This is a genomic window from Actinomadura viridis, assembly GCF_015751755.1.
Lineage (GTDB): Bacteria > Actinomycetota > Actinomycetes > Streptosporangiales > Streptosporangiaceae > Spirillospora > Spirillospora viridis.
In genome coordinates this window covers 8,752,943-8,772,544 of record NZ_JADOUA010000001.1, presented here as the reverse complement: position 1 = coordinate 8,772,544, position 19,602 = coordinate 8,752,943, and the positions used below count along the sequence as shown (strand labels likewise).

General features: G+C 75.0%; 20 protein-coding genes. 9 read left to right on the top strand and 11 right to left on the bottom strand.

All coding sequences use genetic code 11. The features are described 5' to 3' along the window. Positions 1 to 23 precede the first annotated feature (23 nt). From IW256_RS39890 to IW256_RS39880, 3 genes are read right to left on the bottom strand one after another with little or no spacing between them, the layout of a single operon-like run. The gene (locus IW256_RS39890; RefSeq protein ID WP_197015874.1) at positions 24 to 935 is read right to left on the bottom strand and encodes a carbohydrate ABC transporter permease; all 912 of its coding nucleotides are present in this window, start codon (positions 933 to 935) and stop codon (positions 24 to 26) included. Next, complete coding sequence (locus tag IW256_RS39885; protein ID WP_197015873.1) at positions 932 to 1,837, bottom strand: carbohydrate ABC transporter permease; 906 nt, start codon at positions 1,835 to 1,837, stop codon at positions 932 to 934. Before IW256_RS39885 ends, IW256_RS39890 begins: the two co-directional genes overlap by 4 nt. Further along, a complete protein-coding gene (locus tag IW256_RS39880; RefSeq protein ID WP_197015872.1) occupies positions 1,834 to 2,643 on the bottom strand; it encodes an IclR family transcriptional regulator in 810 nt (269 codons plus the stop codon). Before IW256_RS39880 ends, IW256_RS39885 begins: the two co-directional genes overlap by 4 nt. 71 nt (positions 2,644 to 2,714) lie before the next feature. Here IW256_RS39880 and IW256_RS39875 point away from each other — a divergent pair, with 71 nt between their 5' ends. The 4 genes from IW256_RS39875 to IW256_RS39860 are packed head-to-tail and all read left to right on the top strand — an operon-like array spanning position 2,715 to position 6,435. Beyond that, on the top strand, positions 2,715 to 3,869 hold the full coding sequence (locus IW256_RS39875; protein ID WP_197015871.1) for a mandelate racemase/muconate lactonizing enzyme family protein: 1,155 nt from the start codon (positions 2,715 to 2,717) through the stop codon (positions 3,867 to 3,869). After that, on the top strand, positions 3,870 to 4,760 hold the full coding sequence (locus tag IW256_RS39870; RefSeq protein ID WP_197015870.1) for a dihydrodipicolinate synthase family protein: 891 nt from the start codon (positions 3,870 to 3,872) through the stop codon (positions 4,758 to 4,760). After that, on the top strand, positions 4,757 to 5,479 hold the full coding sequence (locus IW256_RS39865; protein ID WP_197015869.1) for an SDR family NAD(P)-dependent oxidoreductase: 723 nt from the start codon (positions 4,757 to 4,759) through the stop codon (positions 5,477 to 5,479). Before IW256_RS39870 ends, IW256_RS39865 begins: the two co-directional genes overlap by 4 nt. Continuing rightward, positions 5,476 to 6,435, top strand: a complete 960-nt coding sequence (locus tag IW256_RS39860; protein WP_197015868.1) for a sugar kinase — start codon at positions 5,476 to 5,478, stop codon at positions 6,433 to 6,435. The genes IW256_RS39865 and IW256_RS39860 overlap by 4 nt, the downstream gene beginning before the upstream one ends. A gap of 43 nt (positions 6,436 to 6,478) precedes the next feature. On the opposite strand, the gene IW256_RS39855 is transcribed toward IW256_RS39860, so the two are convergent. Further along, the gene (locus IW256_RS39855; protein WP_197015867.1) at positions 6,479 to 8,005 is read right to left on the bottom strand and encodes an FAD-dependent oxidoreductase; all 1,527 of its coding nucleotides are present in this window, start codon (positions 8,003 to 8,005) and stop codon (positions 6,479 to 6,481) included. A 258-nt stretch (positions 8,006 to 8,263) separates the two neighbouring features. On the opposite strand from IW256_RS39855, the gene IW256_RS39850 reads away from it, so the two are divergent. Both IW256_RS39850 and IW256_RS39845 read left to right on the top strand, forming a co-directional pair. Further along, entirely contained in the window at positions 8,264 to 9,400 is a 1,137-nt protein-coding gene (locus IW256_RS39850; protein ID WP_197015866.1) for a carboxylate-amine ligase, read from the top strand. After that, positions 9,397 to 10,524, top strand: coding sequence for an iron-containing redox enzyme family protein (locus IW256_RS39845; RefSeq protein WP_197015865.1), 1,128 nt, complete (start codon positions 9,397 to 9,399; stop codon positions 10,522 to 10,524). Before IW256_RS39850 ends, IW256_RS39845 begins: the two co-directional genes overlap by 4 nt. A gap of 12 nt (positions 10,525 to 10,536) precedes the next feature. Here IW256_RS39845 and IW256_RS39840 read toward each other — a convergent pair whose 3' ends face one another. The 3 genes from IW256_RS39840 to mgrA all read right to left on the bottom strand — a co-directional run bounded on the left by IW256_RS39840 (position 10,537) and on the right by mgrA (position 12,824). Beyond that, positions 10,537 to 10,764, bottom strand: coding sequence for a CDGSH iron-sulfur domain-containing protein (locus IW256_RS39840; RefSeq protein ID WP_197015864.1), 228 nt, complete (start codon positions 10,762 to 10,764; stop codon positions 10,537 to 10,539). Then, on the bottom strand, positions 10,718 to 11,503 hold the full coding sequence (locus IW256_RS39835) for a HemK2/MTQ2 family protein methyltransferase (RefSeq protein WP_197015863.1): 786 nt from the start codon (positions 11,501 to 11,503) through the stop codon (positions 10,718 to 10,720). Before IW256_RS39835 ends, IW256_RS39840 begins: the two co-directional genes overlap by 47 nt. Before the next feature lie 295 nt (positions 11,504 to 11,798). Continuing rightward, positions 11,799 to 12,824 (bottom strand): L-glyceraldehyde 3-phosphate reductase, encoded by a 1,026-nt coding sequence (gene mgrA, locus IW256_RS39830; RefSeq protein WP_197015862.1) that lies wholly within the window; start codon positions 12,822 to 12,824, stop codon positions 11,799 to 11,801. Positions 12,825 to 12,997: 173 nt separating this feature from the next. Here mgrA and IW256_RS39825 point away from each other — a divergent pair, with 173 nt between their 5' ends. Next, complete coding sequence (locus IW256_RS39825) at positions 12,998 to 13,732, top strand: DedA family protein (protein ID WP_197015861.1); 735 nt, start codon at positions 12,998 to 13,000, stop codon at positions 13,730 to 13,732. On the opposite strand, the gene IW256_RS39820 is transcribed toward IW256_RS39825, so the two are convergent. The 4 genes from IW256_RS39820 to IW256_RS39805 form a co-directional block, all read right to left on the bottom strand. After that, a complete protein-coding gene (locus tag IW256_RS39820) occupies positions 13,675 to 14,904 on the bottom strand; it encodes an ABC transporter permease (RefSeq protein WP_231404112.1) in 1,230 nt (409 codons plus the stop codon). The genes IW256_RS39825 and IW256_RS39820 overlap by 58 nt on opposite strands. Next, complete coding sequence (locus tag IW256_RS39815; protein WP_197015860.1) at positions 14,904 to 15,617, bottom strand: ABC transporter ATP-binding protein; 714 nt, start codon at positions 15,615 to 15,617, stop codon at positions 14,904 to 14,906. Before IW256_RS39815 ends, IW256_RS39820 begins: the two co-directional genes overlap by 1 nt. Continuing rightward, entirely contained in the window at positions 15,614 to 16,750 is a 1,137-nt protein-coding gene (locus IW256_RS39810; protein ID WP_197015859.1) for an efflux RND transporter periplasmic adaptor subunit, read from the bottom strand. The genes IW256_RS39815 and IW256_RS39810 overlap by 4 nt, the downstream gene beginning before the upstream one ends. An 89-nt stretch (positions 16,751 to 16,839) precedes the next feature. Next, positions 16,840 to 17,388, bottom strand: a complete 549-nt coding sequence (locus IW256_RS39805; RefSeq protein ID WP_197015858.1) for a hypothetical protein — start codon at positions 17,386 to 17,388, stop codon at positions 16,840 to 16,842. Positions 17,389 to 17,605: 217 nt separating this feature from the next. Between IW256_RS39805 and IW256_RS39800 the strand changes: the two genes are divergently transcribed. Then, complete coding sequence (locus tag IW256_RS39800) at positions 17,606 to 18,262, top strand: response regulator transcription factor (RefSeq protein ID WP_197015857.1); 657 nt, start codon at positions 17,606 to 17,608, stop codon at positions 18,260 to 18,262. Positions 18,263 to 18,288: 26 nt separating this feature from the next. Continuing rightward, positions 18,289 to 19,539, top strand: a complete 1,251-nt coding sequence (locus tag IW256_RS39795) for a sensor histidine kinase (protein ID WP_231404111.1) — start codon at positions 18,289 to 18,291, stop codon at positions 19,537 to 19,539. Positions 19,540 to 19,602: the final 63 nt, after the last annotated feature.

The following is a 19,602-nucleotide window of genomic DNA, read 5'->3' as shown; positions in this document are numbered from 1 at the left end:
GGCGGGGGAAGGCGGGGGGCGGGTCAGCCCTTGACCGCGCCCGCCGCGAGGCCGCCGACCAGGTGGCGCTGGAGCACCATGAACGCGGCGACGACCGGGATGGACACGACGAACGAGGCGGCCATCAGGTCGGGCCAGGCGGTCTGGAACTCCCCGAGGTAGGTGTGGACCAGGCCGGGCGGGAGGGTCTGCTTGCCCGATCCGGTGAGGGTGAGGGCGAAGATGAAGTCGTTCCAGCTCCGCACGAACGCGAACAGCCCGGCGGCGACCAGCCCCGGCGCGGCCAGCGGCAGCACCACCACGTGCAGGGTGCGCCAGCGGGACGCGCCGTCGATCGAGGCGGCCTCCACCAGCGCGTCCGGGATGGTGTCGAAGATCCCCTTCAGCATCCAGACGCACAGCGGCAGGGTGAAGGTGGTGAACGAGAGCACCAGCGCGAGGTAGGTGTTGAGCAGGCCGGTCGCGCTGAACACCGCGTACAGCGTCACCAGCAGGAGGGCCTGGGGGAACATCTGCGAGGCCAGCACCATGTGCATGAGCGACCGGCGGCCCCGGTAGCGGAACTTGCTGAACGAGTAGGCCATGTACGCCGACACCAGGACGCTCAGCACGGAGGTGACGACCGAGACGATCACGCTGTTGACCAGGTAGCCGAACAGTTCCTCGTTCTCGGCGAGCTTGGTGAAGTGGCCGAGGGTGATCTCGCGGGGGAACAGGTCGGGCCGGATCTGGAAGGCGCGGTCGTCGGGGGTGAGCGCGGTGATGACCAGCCAGTAGACCGGCAGCAGCCCGAACAGGCCGATCACCGTGACCGCCGTCCAGGCGGCCAGCCGGGACCTGCGCTGCTCCGGGCGGAGCCGGTGGCGGCGGGCGGTGCGGGGGCGGGACGGGGCCGCGGTGAGACGCTCGCGCTTGCCGGCGACGTCGATGCTCATGAGGCGCCCTTCCGTTCCGCTCGCAGGTAGACGGCCACGATGCCGAGCAGCAGCACCATCCACAGCGCGCCGAGCGCGGTCGCCCGGCCCAGGTCGAAGCCCTTGAAGGCGGTGTCGTACACGGCCACGGCGAAGGTCTTGGTGGCTCCGGCGGGCCCGCCGCCGGTCAGCACGTAGATCGTGTCGAAGTGCTGGAAGTTCCAGATGAACTCCAGCAGGAAGACGATCGCGGCGATGCCCCGCAGGTGCGGCCAGGTGACCGAGCGGAACCGGCGGATCGCGCCGGCGCCGTCCACCGCGGCGGCCTCGTGCAGCTCCCGCGGGACGGTCTGCAGCCCGGCCAGCAGCATGACCATCATCCACGGGAAGCTCGCCCAGGTCTTGGTGATGATCACGGCCAGCATGGCGGTGTCGGTACGGCCCAGCCAGCTGATCCCCGCGTCGATCAGGCCCATCCGGGTGAGGACCCCGTTCAGCACCCCGTAGTTGGCGTTGAAGATCCACATCCAGAGGAAGGAGACCACCACGCCGGGAATGACCCAGGGGAAGAGGAACAGGCCGCGCAGGACGCCGCTGCCGCGGATGCCGGAGTTCAGCGCGAGCGCGAGCGCCAGGCCGAGCAGGAACGGCAGCACGGTGGCGCCGAGGGTGAACTCCAGCGTGCGGCCCAGGATCGGCCAGAACTCGCCGGCCAGCGCCTCGCGGAAGTTGGCGAGGCCGACGAAGCTGCGGCCGGGGCGCACCAGGCTCTGCTCGAAGAAGCCGGTGGCCAGCGCCGAGACCAGCGGATAGATGATGATCGCCGCGAACATCGCCAGCCCGGGGGCCAGCAGCAGCCAGGCGAACCCTCGGTCCGACAGGCGCCCCCCGCGCGGGGGGCGGGCCCGGCCGAGCGTGGTCATCGCCGGCTCCGGGCGACCGGCTCGGGCGCCAGGGACATCGGGCCGACGTACCCCAGCCCGATGCTGATGGAGTCGGCCGCCTCGATCACCGCCCGGGACAGCTCCTCCTCGCGGGCGGGCAGGTCGATGACCGACAGCGGGCCGGAGATCGAGAGGGCCGCGACGATCGCGCCGGAGGCGTCGCGGATGGGCGCGGCGACGCAGGCGCGGCTGAGCGCCAGCTCCTCCACCTCGGTCGCGTAGCCGCGCCGGGCGGCCTCGGCGAGCTCCTCCTCCAGCCGGTCGTGGTCGGTGATGGTGTACGGGGTGAAGCCGCGCGGCTCGGGGATCAGCGCCCGCCGCCCGGCCGGGTCCAGGGCCAGCAGGAGGCACTTGCCGATGCCGGTGGCGTGCAGGGGCTTGCGCTGGCCGGTGAGGACGTACGAGCGGGGCGCCTGCCGTCCCTCGAAGTTCAGCAGGTAGAACATCGAGTCGCCGCGCCGCACCGCCACGTTGGCGCCGAGCCCGAGCCCGGCGGCCAGATCCTGGGCGATCTGGCGGGACTCCCGGTGCACGGGGTCCTGGTTGAGGGCCACCCCGCCGAGGGTGATCGGGGCGGTGCCCAGCCGGTACAGGCCGCTGATCGGGTCGCGCTCGACGAACTCCAGCGACTCCAGCGTCGCCAGCAGCCGGGAGGCGGTCGAGGTGCCCAGGCCGGTGGCCTTGGCGACGTCCGACACCCGCAGCTCCGGCCGGCCGGTCAGGAACGCCCGCAGGACGGAGATCGCCCGCTCCACGCTCTGGTTGTTGCTCTGATCGGAAGCCACCCGGTCTCCATTGAATTCGATTTGCAGGATGTGAGAAGGTTGCCCACATGTTGCAAGGAAGTCAACCCCTGGTGAACCGGGTCGAGGCGTTCCCGCTGCGGCTCGGCCACGAGGACGCCTATCTCGGCACGCCGCCCCCCGGAGCGGAGGGGTACTTCCTCCGGCCGCCCTGGCGCAGCCTCTACTCCGCCCGTTTCGAGACCCTACTCGTGCGTGTGACCTGCGAGGACGGCACGAGCGGATGGGGCGAGGCGCTGGCGCCGGTGGCCCCCGAGGTGCCGGCCGCGATCGTCGAGAGCCTGCTCGCCCCGGCGCTGATCGGCGCCGACCCGACCGCCGTACGCCCGCTCTGGCACCGGCTGCGCGACCTCATGCGCGAGCGCGGGCACCTGGTCGGGCACCAGGCGGACGCGCTGGCGGCCGTGGACATCGCCCTGTGGGACCTGGCGGGGCGGCTGACCGGCCGTTCCGTCGCCGAGATGCTGGGCGGGGCGTTCCGCGACACGGTCCCGACGTACGTGAGCGGCCTGCCGCGCCCGACCGACGCCGGCCGGGCCGAGCTCGCCAGGACCTGGGCCGAGCGCGGCGCGACGCGGGTGAAGCTCCATCTCGGGCACGGCGTGGAGGAGGATCTGGCCACCTTCGACGCCGTCGCCGCAACCGGCTTGCACGTGGCGGTCGACGCCCACTGGGCGTACTCGGTCCCCGAGGCCGTCCGGCTGGGCCGCGCGCTGGCCGACCGCGGCGCGCTGTTCCTGGAGGCCCCGCTGGCTCCCGAGGACGTCGAGGGGCACCGCGACCTGGCCCGCCGCGTCGATCTCCCGGTGGCGGTCGGCGAGACGCTCCGCAACCGGTACGAGCTGGCGCACTGGCTGGACCGGCGGGCGCTGTCGCTGGCCCAGCCCGATGTCGGCCGGACCGGCGTCACCGAGCTGATGGCGATGGCGGAGCTGGCCGCCGCCCGGCACGTCCCGGTCGCCCCGCACCACTCCACCGGCCTCGGCGTCGTGCTGGCCGCGGGGATCCATGTGAGCGCCGCCCTCGCCGACCTCGCCTTCTTCGAGTACCAGCCGACCACCTGCGAGGTGGCCGGCCGGATCCTGACCGCGCCCCTGCCCGGCGGCCCCGCCGGCTTCCCGCTCCCCGCCGGGCCCGGGCTGGGCGTCGAGGTCGACCTCGACGCCGTGCTGCAGAACACCACCCGCACCGTCCCCCAGGAGGCATGAGTGACCCTGTCCGGGCTCGTCCCCGTCCTCGCCACCCCCTTCACCCCCGACGGCGGGCTCGACCTGCCGGGGCTGCGCCGGCTCACCGAGTTCCAGCTCGCCGCGGGCGCCGACGGGGTGGCCCTCTTCGGCATGGCCAGCGAGGGGTTCGCGCTGACCGCGGCGGACCGCGAGCGGATCCTGGCCGCCGTACGCGAGACCGTGGCGGGCGCGGTGCCGGTGGTCGCGGGCATCGCCGCCACCAGCACCGTCACCGCGCTGGAGCAGGCCCGCGCCGCCGCGGACGGCGGCGCGGACGCGCTGATGGTGCTGCCGCCGTTCATGGTCAAGCCGTCGGCCGCCCAGCTCATCGACTTCTACGGCACGGTCGCGGGCGCCGGCTGCGAGGTCATGGTGCAGGACGCGCCCGGCGCCACCGGCGTGACCATGCCCGAGGGCCTGATCGTCGAGCTGAGCAAGCTGGAGGGGGTCACCTCGGTCAAGGTGGAGGCGCCGCCCACCGCGCCGAAGACCGGCGCGGTGGTGCGCGGGGTCGACCCGGCGTTCGCGGTCTTCGGCGGCCAGAACGCGCTGTTCTGCCTGGAGGAGTACGCGGCGGGCGCGACCGGCACCATGCCCGCGTGCGAGTTCACCGACCTGCTGGCCCCGGTGCTGGCCGGGTGGGCGGCGGGCCGGCGGGCCGAGGCGCACGCCGCGTTCGGCCGCCTGCTCCCGCTGATCCGGTTCGGCATGCAGCCCGGCCTGGCCTGGGCGGTGCACAAGGAGGTCCTGGTCCGGCGGGGCCTGATCGCGTCGGCGGCGGTGCGGTCGCCCGCCCGCGACCTGGACGCGGCGACCCTGGCCGGCCTGGACGAGGTCCTGGCCGCGCTCGGCCTTCCGGCGGCGCCGTGACCGGACGGGGGGTGCTGATCTGCGGCGGCGGCTCGCCCATCGCGCGCGCGATCGCCGCGGCGTTCGCGCGGCGCGGCGACCGGGTGGCCGGGGCCGGCCTCGAACCGTGCGACGACCCCGCCTACACCCGCTTCCTCACCGCCGACTGCTCCGACTCCGCGACCGCGGACCGGGTGGTCGCCGACGCCTCCGGGGCGCTGGGACGGCTGGACGTGCTCGTGCCGGCCGCGGCCGTGATGCCGGTCGCCGCCGCCACCCGCACGACCGACGAGCAGTGGCGGTCGGCGCTGGCCGCCGTCCTGGACACCGCGTTCTTCCTCAGCCGGGCGGCGCTGCCCCGGTTCGCGCCCGGCTCGGCCATCGTCGCCGTCGGCTCGGTGAACTCCTTCCTCGCCGCGCCCGGCCTGCCCGCCTACGCCGCCGCCAAGGGCGGGCTGGACGCGCTCGTCCGGCAGCTCGCCCTGGAGTACGGGCCCCGGGGCGTCCGGGTGAACGCGGTCGCGCCGGGCCTGATCGGGGGCGAGGGCCTGGACCGCGCGGCGGAGGGCTACCCGGTGGGCCGCACCGGGCGTCCCGAGGACGTGGCCGAGGCGGTCGCCTACCTCGCCTCCCCCGAGGCGGGCTTCGTGACCGGGGTGGTCCTGCCGGTGGACGGCGGCCTCAGCATCGCCTCACCGGCCGCCTACCTGCGCCCCGACCTGCGGGAGCGGTTCCTGTGAACGGGCCGCGCCCGGACGTGGCCGGGGTCGGCGAGGCGATGGTGCTGCTCCAGTCGCCCGCGGGCGGCGCCCTGGCCACCGCCGGGCTCCTGGAGGTGCACGTGGGCGGCGCGGAGCTGAACGCGTGCGCGACGGTCGCGCGGCTCGGCCTGCGGGCCTGGTTCGCCTCCCGGGTGGGCGACGACCCGTTCGGCACGCGCGTGGTGGAGCAGGCGCGGGCCCTGGACGTCGGCACCGGCCTGGTCACCGTCGACCCGGACCGCCCAACCGGGGTGTTCTTCAAGGACGCGCTCCCGGACGGGCGGCGGCGCGTGCACTACTACCGGAGCGGTTCGGCGGCGTCGGCGCTGGACGTCCCCGACGCCGCCCGGATCCTGGCGGCCCGCCCCCGCGCCCTGCTCCTCAGCGGGATCACCGTCGCCCTCGGACCGTCCCCCGCCGCGCTCGTCCGGGAGCTGGCCGCCAGGGCACGCGGCGCGGGCAGCACGGTCGTCCTCGATCCCAACCTGCGGCCCGCGCTCGGCTCGTACGCGACCGTCCTGGAGACGCTGCGGTCGCTGCTGCCCGCCGTGGACCTGCTGGCCCTCGGGCAGGACGAGGCGGCCGAACTGCTGGGCACCGCCGATCCGGCGGAGGTGTTCGCCGCCGCCCGCGCCGCGGGGGTGCGGGAGGTGCTGCTCAAGGCGGGACCGGACGGGGCCTGGTACGCCGGGGAGGGAGGCGCGCCCCGGCACGAGCCGAGCGCGGCCGGACGGGTGGTGGACCCGGTCGGCGCCGGCGACGCGATGCTCGGGGGCTACCTCGCGGCCAGGCTGGCCGGGGCCCCGCCCGCCGCCGCCGCCCGGCTCGGGAGCCGGCTGGCGGCGGGCGTGATCGCCACGGTCGGCGACACGCGCGGGCTGCCCGGACGCGAGGAGGCCCGCGCCCTGCTCGCCACCGCGACCGCCGGGACCTGACGGAGGCCGTCCCGCGGCGCCGTCCCGCCGGGCCGCCCCGCGCTCAGTTCCGCTCCTCCGGGCCGGGTCCGGGCTCGATCCGGGCCAGCCCGGAGGTGGCGGGGCCCTGCAGGACCGTTCCTTCGAGGTCGAAGCGCGAGCCGTGGCAGGGGCACTCCCAGACGCGTTCGGTGCCGTTGAAGGCCACCAGGCAGGCCAGGTGGGGGCAGCGGGCGGACAGCAGGTGCGGGGTGCCGTCCTCGTCCCGGTAGGCGGCGCAGTGGCGCCCGCGGTGGCGGATCACGGCCCCCGAACCGGGCGGGATGTCCTCCAGGTCCCCGGCCTGCGTGCGGACCCGGTCCTCGATGAACCGCCGCATGTTGGTCATGCCCCCGCTCAGGACGGGCCCGGCCTCGCGGACCGGGTGGGCCCGGCGCGGGTCGTACAGGTAGGCCCACTCGGGCTCGTCGCCGGTGATGAGCCCGGCCAGCAGCCGCCCCGACATGACCCCGTGGCTCATGCCCGACCGGGCGTACCCGGTGGCGACGTAGAGGCGGTCGGCGATCCGGCCGACGTAGGGCACCTTGCCCGCGGTGTCGAGGTCCTGCGCCGACCACCAGTGCACGATCTCGCCGATCTTGAAGTGCTCGCGCGTCCAGGCGACCAGCCGCCGCTGGTGGTCGGCCACGTCCCGGTTCCCCGGCGCGTAGGACTCGCCGGTGACGAGCAGCAGCCGCCTGCCGTCCCGGTAGGGCGCGGTGCGGACCGACCGGGTGTTCTCCTGGCGGGTGATGTACATCGCGCCCGGGTCGTCCTCCTCCGGGATGGGCGCGGTGACGACCAGTTCCCGCAGCGGTGTCAGCCGGAACGACAGCAGCGCGTGCTCCACGATCGGGAACAGCGTGGCGATCACCACCTCGCGGGCGGTGACCGTGACGCCGTCCCCGGTGGTGAGCCGGTGGCCGCGGCCCTCGCTGAGCTCGACGACGCGGGTCCGCTCGTGGATCCGCCCGCCGCGGCGGACGATGTCCTCGGCCAGGCCGATCAGGTAGCGGCGCGGATGGAACTGCGCCTGCTCCTCGACCCGCATCGCCCCGGCCACCTCGTAGGGGAGGTCGGTGTCGGTGACGAACGACGCGGGCAGCCCGGCCTCCTGGACGGCCTCGGTCTCGGCCTTCAGCTCGTCCACCCGGTCGGGCGACTCGACGTACACGTGGGAGGGCCGCCGTTCCAGCTCGCAGTCGATCTCCAGCTCGCGGGCGGTCCGCCCGACCTGCTCGACCGCCTCCTGCTGCGACCGCGCGTACAGGCGGGCGGCGTCGGGGCCGAGCGCGTCGCGCAGCGGCCCGTAGATCCACGGGTGGGCCGACGACAGGCGTCCCGTGGTGTAGCCGGTGACCCCCGCGGCGATCCGGTCGGCCTCCAGGACCATCACGGAGCGGCCCGCCCGGGCCAGCTCCGCCGCGGTGCTGAGCCCGGCGACGCCGCCGCCGACGACCGCGACGTCCACCTCGGCGGCCTCGGTCAGAACGGGGTAGGACGTCGCCGGTGACGAGGTCATCCAGTACGACTGCGGCCTTCCTTCCAGCATCCACCATCACCTCTCTGCCTGCGCCGGCCGGATCGCCTGTGTCCCGCCCGCGGATGCCCTCGCCCTTTACCCGCGGGATACGAACCGAACCCGTTCCGTCACCGTCCGGCCGCCGGTTTCGGCGGACATCACACGCATGACCTGCGAGGAGCGGGTAAGGGCTCCGGGCGGGGAACGGGCCGCGGGAGCGGACCGCCGAGACGGACCGCCGAGACGGACCACGGGCGGACGAGACCACGGGCGGACGAGAGGGGCGGGGTGAACGGTTCCGGAACGCGCCTCACGCTGGGCGTCGAGGAGGAGTTCGTCCTGGCCGACCCCGTTTCCGGGGCGACCGTCCCCCATGCCGGGGCTGTCCTCGCGCGGGCCGGGGAGCATCCGTTCGCCGCGGCGGGCGGCCGGTACCACCGGGAACTCCTCGGCAGCCAGATCGAGACCGCCACCGGGGTGTGCGGGCGGCTGGAGCATCTGCGCCGCCAGATCCGGGACGCGCGGCTCGCCCTCGGCGCGGCGGCGGACCGGGAACGCCTCGTCCTGCTGTCCACCGGGACCCCGGTCCTGCCGGGGCCGGTCCCGGTCTCGGACGGCGACGCGCGCTTCGCGGCCATCTCCCGCATGTACGCGGGGGTGGTGGACGACTACCAGGTCTCGGGCTGCCACGTGCACGTCGGGGTCGCTGACCGCGACACGGCGGTGGCCGTCGTGAACCACCTGCGGCCGTGGCTGCCGACGCTGCTGGCGCTGTCGGCCAACTCGCCGTACGACCACGGTCGCGACTCCGGGTACGCGAGCTGGCGCATGGTCGAGCAGTCGAGGTTCCCGGGTTCGGGCGTGCCGCCGGCCCTGCCCTCCGCCGCGGCCTACGACCGGGCCGTGGAACGCCTGGTCGACTGCGGTGTGCTGGCGGATCCGGCGATGACGTTCTGGCTGGCGCGGCCCTCGCCCCGGCTGCCGACCGTGGAGGTGCGGGCGGCGGACGCGGTCGCGACCGCCGGGGAGGCCGTGCTGCAGGCCGCGATCACCCGGGGGCTGGTCCGCACCGCGCTCGACGACCTGGCCGCCGGGCGCGAGGCGCCGCGGGCCGACCCCGGCGTGTGCGCGGCGGCCGTGTGGAGCGCGGCGCGCTACGGCCTGGAGGGCCCGGCGGTCCACCCGCTGGAGGAACGGAAGGTCCCCGTACCGCGGCTGCTCGACGAGCTGATGGCCCGCGTCGCGCCGGCCCTGGAGGAGACCGGCGACCTGCCGGAGGTCAGGGCGCTGCTGGCGAAGGTGACGCGGGCGGGCTCGGGCGCCGAACGCCAGCGCGCGGCGGCGTCCGGCGGCCTCCGGGCCGTCATTCGCATGCTCGCCCGGCAGACCGTCCGCACGGACCCGGCAGATAGGGAGACGGCATGATCCGGAACGTCATCACCCCCACCACGGCAAACGCCTCACACGGCGCGAACGCCCCGCACGCGGCGGGCGCGGCGGGCGCGGGCGCGACGGCCGCCGAAGCGGCCGCCGAGGCTGCGATCCCGTCCCTGCCCGAGCCTCGCGGCCCGGTGTCGGAGGCGGTCGTCGCCCTCCTGGCCGGGGACGCCTCGTCCGGCACGGGGCAGCCCGCCGAGGCGTCCGCCGCGGCCAGGCGGGCCGATCCGTTCGGCGACGACCTCCACCTCGCGCTGCATGCCTGTTACGAGCTGCACTACCAGGGCTTCCGCGACGTCGACCCCGGATGGGAATGGGACCCCTCCCTCCTCGCGCTGCGCGCGGAGCTGGAACGCGCCTTCCTCGCCGCGCTGCGCGCCGAGACGCCTGGCGGCGACGACGTCCAAGGGGTCCTGGAGGAGCTGCTGGTCGAGCCGGTCAACGCGACCGGGATCTCCCATCATCTGCGCAGGAACGGCGAGATGTGGCAGCTACGGGAATACGTGGCGCACCGTTCCGTCTATCACCTGAAAGAGGCCGATCCGCATGCCTGGGCCATTCCGCGATTGCGCGGACGGGCCAAGGCGGCCTTGGTCGCGGTGGAATTCGACGAGTTCGGCGGCGGGCGGCCCGAAAGAATGCACGCACGGCTGTTCGCGGACCTGATGGAGGAGGTCGGTCTCGACTCCTCCTACGGCGCCTACTTCGGCGCGGCCCCGGCGCCGATGCTCGCCATCACCAACATGATGTCCCTCTTCGGGCTGCACCGGGCCCTGCGCGGCGCGCTGGTCGGCCATTTCGCCGCCGCCGAGATCACCACCGCGCCCGGCGCCGAGCGGTTCGCCCGCGCACTGCGGCGGCTCGGGGTCGGCGAACGCGGTGTCCGGTTCTTCACCGAGCACGTCGAGGCCGACGCCGTCCACGAGCAGGTGCTGCGCCGGGACGTGGTCGGCGGCCTCCTGGCCGGCGAGCCGCGCCTGGCGCCCGACGTCGTCCTGGGCGTCCAGGCCACGGGGCTCCTGGAGGAGCGCTTCGAGGCCCATGTCCTGGACCGCTGGCGCGCGCCCGTTCCGCGCACGTCCCTGCGCCGGCCGCTCCCCCGCCCCGCGTGACCGGGCCCCTGGTCACGAGCGGACGCGGCGGCGGTGGCTGGTGTCGCAGAACGGATACCGCCCGCTGCGCCGGCACGCGCACAGCGCCACCAGGAAACGATCGGAGCGGACGACGTTCCCGTCGTCCATCACCACCTCGACCGGGCCCTCCACCAGGATCGGCCCGCCGGGGACGATGGTGACGCGACGGCGTTCAGGCGCTCCGGCGCCAGGCGTGTCCTTCTCCGGCTCGCCCCTCATCTCGCTCTTCATCTCGCCCCTCGCCTCGCCCTTCGTCCCGCTCTTCGTCTCGCCGTTCGTCTCGCCGTTCGTCCTGCCCTCCGGCCGCGTCCCGGTCGGCACGGATGACCACCAGCTCCTCGTGGCGCTGGCCGTGCCCGATCAGCCCGCGGGCCTCCAGCGCAGCGGCCTTGCCCCGCATCACCGGGCCGAACGGCTCGGGCCTGCGGGCGACCACGCGGGCCCGCAGCCCGGACCGGTGCAGCGCCGCCAGGCTGGCCTCCACCCCGCTGAAGGCCGAGTGCACGAGCAGGAGCGTGCCGCCGGGCGCCAGGTGCCGGGTCGCCTGCGCGCAGAGGCGGTCCAGGATCCTGCGGCCACCGGGCCCGCCGTGCCAGGCGCGCGCCCCGCCACGCCGTACGGCCGGCTCCGGACCGCCGATGACGTACGGCGGGTTCGCCAGGATGACGTCGAAGACCTCACCGGCGACCGGCCCGAACAGGTCCCCCCGGAGCACGCGCATCCGCCGCCCCCGGAGCAGAGCGTTGGCCCGGGCGGCCAGGACGGCGCGCGCGGACACGTCGACGGCGGTCACCCGGGCGGCACCGCCCCGGGCGGCGGCCATGGCCACCGCGCCCGTCCCGGTGCCCAGGTCGAGCACGCGCGCGCCGCCGACCGGCGCCTCCCGCCCGACGATCTCGCACAGCAGGGAGGTGTCTCCCTGGGGTGAATAGACACCTGGAGGTCTCAACAGAAACATAAGACCCCCTTACCGCCAGAAAAGTGACCTAAACAGCGAAAAGGGATAGCCCCGCGAGCCCGCCGGGACCTTCTCTGATAATGCCGGAAATCAACCTCGCCCGGCCCTTTTCTTGACCCTCGTAATATCCCGGTCCCCCCGCGGGCTCGTACCGCCGCCGCCGCGGACGGGGCGGGTCACCGGGACCGGCTGCTGCCTGGCGGCGATCCCGCCGGTCCCCGTGACCTGACCGCGTCCGGCCGCGGGCCTGGCCCGGCCGGGGCCGGCCAGACCCGGCCGGGGCCGCGGCCCCGGCTCAGCGCGCGCTGGAGGCGGCCCAGATGTTGATCCCCGCCTCCACCGCGTCCCGGTCGATGGCGGCCAGCTCCTCCGGAGTGAAGTCGGGCCGCCGCACGCTGGCCAGACTGTCCTCCAGCTGGCCGACGCTGCTCGCCCCGATCAGCACCGAGGTCACCCGCCGGTCGCGCATCGCCCAGGCCAGCGCCAGCTGGGCGAGGGACTGGCCGCGCGAGCCGGCGATCTCGTTCAGCGCCCGGACGTGCCGGAGCGTCTCGGGGGTCAGCAGGTCGGGCGACAGGGATTTGCCCTGGCTGGCCCGCGACCCGTCGGGGATCCCGGTGAGGTACCGGTCGGTGAGCATCCCCTGGGCGAGCGGGGAGAACGCGATGCAGCCGGCCCCCTCCCGCTCCAGCGTGTCCAGCAGCCCGCCCTCGATCCAGCGGTTGAGCATCGAGTACGACGGCTGGTGGATCAGCAGCGGGGTGCCCATCTCGCGCAGGATCGCCGCCGCCTCGGCGGTGCGCTCGGGCGAGTACGAGGAGATCCCCGCGTACAGCGCCTTGCCGGAACGGACGGCGTGGTCCAGCGCGCCCATCGTCTCCTCCAGCGGCGTCTCGGGGTCGAAACGGTGGCTGTAGAAGATGTCGACGTAGTCCAGGCCCATCCGCGCCAGCGACTGGTCGAGGCTGGCGAGCAGGTACTTGCGCGACCCCCACTCCCCGTACGGGCCGGGCCACATGTCGTACCCGGCCTTGGTGGAGATGACCAGCTCGTCGCGGTACGGCCGGAAGTCCTCCCGGAACAGCCGCCCGAAGTTGGTCTCGGCCGAGCCGTACGGGGGCCCGTAGTTGTTGGCCAGGTCGAAGTGGGTCACGCCCAGGTCGAACGCCCGCCGCAGGATGGCCCGCTGCGTCTCCAGCGGCCGGTCGTCCCCGAAGTTGTGCCACAGCCCCAGCGACACGACCGGAAGCTTCAGGCCGCTGCGCCCGCAGCGGCGGTACGGAAGGCGGTCATAACGATCTTCAGCGGCGGTATAGGTCATGGCCAGAGTCTCGCAGGCCACCGCCCGTCCCCGGCCCCCGGGCACCGGTGGTGGGGGTAGCCCCACTCCGGGACTGGTGCGGGCGCTCCTGCCCCGGGCCCCTCCGCCCGGCAGGTTGGGGAGGTGGCGGGCGTCCTCCGGTCAAGGGGCCCGCCGGGACGGGAGGCGCCGCGATGCTCGACCAGATCATGCCGTTCATCGACTCGCCCTGGATCTACGTGCTCGTGTGCGCCGTCGTGGCCGTGGACGCCTTCCTCCCCATCGTGCCCAGCGAGACGCTGGTGATCGGCGTGGCGGCCTTCGCCCCGGACGGCCGGACGCAACCGGCCCTGCTGGTGGTCGCCGCGGTCGTCGGGGCGGTCGCCGGGGATCGCGTCTCCTACGCCATCGGGCGGTCCCTGGGGCACCGCTCGTCCGGGCGGGCCGGACCCGGCGGGCGGGCCGGATCCCGCGCGGCGCCCCGCCGGCGCGTCCGCGCCGCGCACGACCGGGCGCGGCGGGCGCTGGCCCGGCGCGGGGCCACGGCGATCATCACGTCCCGGTTCGTCCCGGGCGGCCGGACCGCGGTCACGCTGGTGGCCGGTTCGACCGGCTACCCGCTGCGGGCGTTCTGGCCGCACACCGCCCTGGCCGCGCTCGCCTGGGCGGCGTACGGCACGGGTCTCGGCTACCTGGGAGCGTCCCTGTCCGCGCATCCACTGACCGGGATCGCCGCCGGGGTCGTCCTGGCGCTCGGGCTGGGCGTCGCGATCGAGGGCGTCCGCTGCTCGCTCCGGCGGGTCCGTGATCGGCGGGCGGGGCCGGACCGGTCCGGGTCCCCCTCGGGGGCGGGTGACCCGGACCGGCCGGTTCAGGGGGTGGCCAGCGCCTCGGTCGGGGACAGGCGGGAGGCGCGGACGGCCGGGTAGAGCCCCGCCAGGGCGCCGATCGCCAGGGTCGCGCCGACACCGCCCGCCACCGCCCAGGCCGGGACGACGGCCGGCCAGTCCCGGGAGAAGGCGTAGCCGAACGTGACCAGCGTCCCGATGAACGCGCCGCCCGCGCCCCCGAGGGCGGACAGCAGCAGGGACTCGGCCAGGAACTGGGTGCGGACCTGCCCGCGGGTCGCGCCCAGCGACCGGCGCAGGCCGATCTCCGAGCGCCGCTCCAGCACCGAGATGACCATGGTGTTGGCCACCCCGACCCCGCCGACCAGCAGCGCGACCGCGCCCAGCCCGAGCAGCAGGCCGGTGAACGCCTCGCCCGCGGCCTGCCGGGCGGCCAGCGCGTCCGACGGCCGGGAGACCTCGACCTCGTTGGGCGCCTCCGGGTTGGCGGTGGCGCCCAGGACGGCGGCGACCTGCTCGACGCTCGCGTCGTCCGATCGGGTGTAGATCGTCGTCGGGTGCCCGTCGAACGACAGCTGCGACCGCGCCGCCGGCCACCCGACCAGCGCCCCGGTGTCCAGCTCCGGCGCCAGCGGGGCCGGGGCCAGGATGCCGATCACCGTGAACCACCGGCCGCCGATGAGGACCCGGGTGCCGGGACCCGCGTGCCCGATCCCGAGCCGCTCGGCGGCCCTGGCGCCCAGCACGGTCACCGGGAACGACCCGGTCGCCTCGTTCAGCCAGGTCCCGCTCGCGAGGCGGGCGCCGACGGCCGAACGCAGGCCGGTGCGGACCGCGTACGCGGCGATCCCGCCGGTGTCGGTCTCCGGGACCTTGCCGTTGCGGTACACCTTGGCGCCGTCCACCAGGCCGACGGCCGACACCGTCCGGACCGGCGCGATCCGCCCCACCATCGCCTCGGCCTCGGCGGGCAGCTCGGCCTCCTCCCCGGTCAGCGTGGAGCCGGGCGAGACGGTGAGCAGGTTCGTGCCCAGGGAGGCCAGCGTGCGGTCCAGGTCGGCGCGCGAGGACGAGGAGATCCCGACCACCGCGACCATCGCCGCGATCCCGATGGCGATGCCCAGCGCGGACAGGAAGGCGCGCATCGGCCGGGTCCGCAGGCCCACCGCGCCGACCCTGACCACGTCGCGCGGCCACATCCGGGCCGGCCGCAGCGCCCCGGACCGCGGCGCGCCCGTCCGTCCGGCGACCATCACCTCACCCCCGCCTCGGCGTGCGGCGCGGCGTGCGGTGCGGCGTGCGGTGCGGCGGAGTCGCCGACCACCAGGCCGTCGCGCATCCGCACCTGCCGGGGCAGCGCGGCGGCGATCTCCCGGTCATGGGTGATGATCACGACGGTGGTGCCGGCCGCGTGCAGGTCCCGCAGCAGCTCCATCACCCCCGAGCCGGAGACCGAGTCCAGCGCCCCGGTCGGCTCGTCGGCCAGGAGCAGCGGCGGCTCCCCCGCCACCGCCCGCGCGATGGCCACGCGCTGCCGCTCGCCGCCCGACAGCTCGTGCGGCTCGTGGTCCATCCGGTGGCCGAGCCCCACCCGTTCCAGCGCGGCCGCGGCCCGCCGGCGCCGCTCCCCGGCCCGGAGCCCGGAGTACAGCAGCCCGTCCGCCACGTTCTCCAGCGCCGGGGTCCCGGCGGCCAGGTGGAACTGCTGGAAGACGAACCCGATCCGGCTCGCCCGCAGCGCGGACAGCTCGGCGTCCGACAGCGCGCCGACGTCGTACCCGTCGATGTGGACGCGGCCCGCGGTGGGCCGGTCGAGGGTGCCGAGCACGTGGAGCATGGTCGACTTGCCGGAGCCGGAGGGGCCCACGATCGCCAGCGACTCCCCGGCGGCGATGTCGAGCGAGACACCGGCGAGGGCGGTGACGCCGCCGGGGTACACCTTGGTCACGTCCCGAAGCGAGATCACTTGGGCACCCCCACGACCGTTCCCTCGGTGATCCCGTTCCCGGACACCTCCACCCGGCCGCCGGCGAACAGCCCGGTCTCCACCGCGACGTAGGAGGTGGAGCCGCCCTTGACCACCTCCACGCCGAACCCGCCCTCCTGCAGCGCCAGCAGCGCGGTGACCGGCACCGTCAGCACGTTCTCGCGGGTCTCCGCCGTGAACGCGACGTCCACCGACGCCTGGGTGAGGGACGCGGCGGCCTTGCGCGCCTTGGCGTCGGTGAGCCAGACGACGACCTCGATCCTGGTGGTGGGGTCCTCCCCCTGCCCGCCGGGATCGATCACGGTGGACACCTCGTCGATCCTTCCCTGGACGGTCCTGTCGCCGGGAAGCGTGATGTCGACCCGCGCGCCCTTCTTCGCCAGCCGCTGGTCGGAGGTCTCCAGCTCGACCGTGACGGCCTTGTCGGTGCCCGTGTAGGTGAACACCTTCCTGCCGGGCGAGACCGGATCCCCCTCCTCCGCCTCCAGCCCGTCCACCCGGACGGCGCCGGGCGCGAACGCCACGCGGCCGAGCTCGACCGTCCCGGTCTCCTCCAGGCCCCGGTCGTCCTGCCACTCGGCGACCGCCGCGGCCGTACCGGAGGTGTACTCGCCGTCCACGGTGAACCCGTCGTACCCGAGCGCGCTCAGGTTCTTCTCCAGCTGCTCGACGTCGGCGCCCTCGGTCCCCTCCCGCATCGTCCGGTAGGCGGGCTTGGACCCGTACATCAGCGTCACCGGCCTGTCGTCCACCTCGTACAGGGCGCGACCCCGGGTGATGGTGCTCCCGCTGCCGGGCAGGGTGGTGATCGTCCCCGGCAGCCGGCTGACCGCCGTCCGCACCGGGCCGTAGCCGAGTTCCCCGTCGGCCTCCTGGGTGTCCTTGAGGGTCTCCTTGGTCACCTTGGCGGTGTTCGGCGGCAGGTTGGAGGCGACCGCGCCGTTCCCCGGCCCGCCGCCCAGGCCCAGCGTGGCGGCCGTGGCCACGCCGCCCGCCGCCACGATCGCGGCGGCCCCGATCAGCGTCCGCGTGCGGGAACGCCTCCGCCGGGGCGGGCGCCGCGTGCCGGGCACGGCCTGATCCGGCCCGCCCGGCCCGCCCTGCCCGTCCATCCGTCCGTCCGCCTGTCCGTCCGCCTGTCCGTCCGCCTGTCCGTCCGGCTGCCCGTGCGCCGCGGTCCGCCCCGCCGCGGCCTCACCCGTCACTTCCGGTCTCCGCCGGTCTTGGCCGGGCCGCCCGGCCCGCCGAGGGTGTCCTGGCACTTGCGCTGCGCCGTCTCCAGGTCCGGGTCCTTGCCGATCTCAGGCGTGATCCGGATGCCCTGCTGTCCCGGGGCGGGGTCGGGGAACTTCTCCACGCCGTTCTTCCGCATGCACGCGGCGAACGCGCGACCGCGTTCCTCGGCCGCCGCCTTCTGCTCCGGATCGGCGTTGGCCTGCGGGTTGTACTGGCGGCACGCCTCCATGGCCTTGTCCATGGCCTCCTTCTTGCCCTTGTCCACCTTCATGCGGATGCCCTGGCCGGGCTGGGGGTCGTCCATCGGGACGCCGTTCTTTCGCATGCACTCGGCGAACTTCACGGCCATGTCGTGCGGGCTCATGCCGGACGTGCCGCCGTCCCCGCCCCCTTTCTGTGCGCCGCCGTTCACGGTGGCGACCCCGCCGTCCTTCTCCTCCGAGCCGCACCCGGTCAGCGCCAGGGCCAGCACCAGCGGGAACGAAGCCAGCGCGCTCCGGGTCCGCAGTCGCATCGCGTCTCTCTTCTCCTCGTACGGGCCGGACCTGTTCCGGCCGACGGGGGTGATGCAACGCGACCGCACGTTTCCCCGCTGTTTCCGCCCTTCCGGCGCCTGGCGTTCACTAACGGAAAGGAAACACGCGATGCGGGACCCTCCCCTTAGGGCCGGTCCGCGCCGGGGCGGGACCGGCCCAGGAAACGGAACCCCCGGCTTGGAAGGGGACGGGGCCATGCGGGTGCTGGTGGTGGAGGACGAGCCGTTGCTCGCCGGCGCGATCGCCGAGTGGCTGCGCGGCGAGGCGCACGCCGTCGACATCGCCCACGACGGCGGCGCCGCGCTGGAACGCGTCGCCGTCCACGACTACGACGTGGTCGTCCTGGACCGGGACCTGCCGGTCGTGCACGGCGACCGGGTGTGCGGGGAGATCGTCGCGGGCGAGCGGGCCGCGCGGGTGCTGATGCTCACCGCCGCCGCGGAGGTCACCGACCGGGTGGACGGCCTCGGGCTCGGCGCCGACGACTACCTCACCAAGCCGTTCGCCTTCCCGGAGCTGGCCGCCCGCGTCCTGGCGCTGGGCCGGCGCAGCCGCCCCGCCGCGCCGCCGGTGCTGCGCCGCGCGGGCATCACGCTGGACCCCGCGCGCCGCGAGGTGTTCCGGGACGGCCGCTACGTCCCGCTGCCCAGGCAGCAGTTCGCCGTGCTGAACGAGCTGCTGCTCGCCGACGGGGCCGTGGTCTCCGCCGAACGGCTCCTGGAGAAGGCGTGGGACGAGCACGCCGACCCGTTCACCGGCGCCGTCCGGCTCACCATCCTGAAGCTGCGCCGCAAGCTCGGCGACCCGCCCGTCGTCGAGACCGTGACCGGAGCGGGGTACCGCATCCCATGAGAGTCCCGACGCCGAGGCCGCGCCGCATGCCCCTGCGGGCCCGGCTCACCCTGACCTACGCCGTCCTGTTCCTGATCGCCGGCATGGTGCTGCTCGGCGTCACCTACGTGCTGTTCTCCCAGCAGATCAAGGGGCAGCGCGTGAAGGTCATCGGCCGTACGATCGGACCGGGCCCCGCGGCCACCGCCTCCCCCACCGCCCGGCCGGGCCCGCCCGCCACCGACCAGGCGTACTCGATCACCAGGGAGCCCGGCCCGCTCACCGGCCCCGGCACCGCCCCCGGGATGGAGTCGCAGCAGCGGAGCCTGCACGACGCCGCCACCACCTCGCTGCTCACCCAGGGCGGCATCGCGCTGGTCGTGGTCGGCGCCGCCGCGACCGGGCTGGGCTGGCTGATCGCGGGGCAGATGCTGGCGCCGCTGCACCGGGTGACCGACACCGCCCGGCGGATCGCCGCCGCCCCCGCCGCCGACCGCGGCCTGCACGAGCGGATCGCCCTGGACGGCCCGGACGACGAGGTCAAGGAGCTCGCCGACACCTTCGACACGATGCTGGAACGGCTGGACCGCTCCTTCGACGGCCAGCGCCGCTTCGTCGCCAACGCCTCGCACGAACTGCGCACCCCGCTCACCGTGGGACGGGCGCTGGTCGAGATGGCCATGCACCGGGAGTCGGCCTCCCCCGACGTCAGGAGGCTCGGCGAGAACCTGCTGGAGATCAACATGCGGCACGAGCGGCTCATCACCGGCCTGCTCCTGCTCGCGGGCTCGGAGAACGAGGTCACCGACCCGGCGCCGGTCGACCTCGCCGACATCGTCGCGCACGTCGCCGCGCAGACCGCGGTGGAGGCGGACCGGGCCGGGATCACCGTCCACGACGACCCGGGCGAGGCGCCCACCTCGGGCGACGCGCTGCTCCTCGAACGGCTCGTCCAGAACCTGGTGGAGAACGGCATCCGGCACAACTCCGGCGAGGGCGGCTGGGTCCGGGTCGCCAGCCGCGCCCGCGAGGACGGCCATCTGGTCGAGCTGGTGGTCACCAACTCCGGGCCCCCGGTGGCCGCCTACGAGGTCCCGACCCTGTTCGAGCCGTTCCGCCGGCTGGGCCCCGACCGCGTGATCACCGCCAAGGGCGCCGGGCTGGGCCTGTCCATCGTCCGCTCCGTCGCCCGCGCGCACGGCGGCGAGGCCACCGCCCGCCCGCGCCAAGGGGGCGGCCTGACCGTCACGGTCACGCTCCCCGCCTGCCCGGACCGTTCCGCGGCCGAACCCCCATGAGCCCGGCCGACCGGCCGTCCCCCCGCGCCGAGGCTCGATAATCTCAGGGCGAGATCAGCCGAG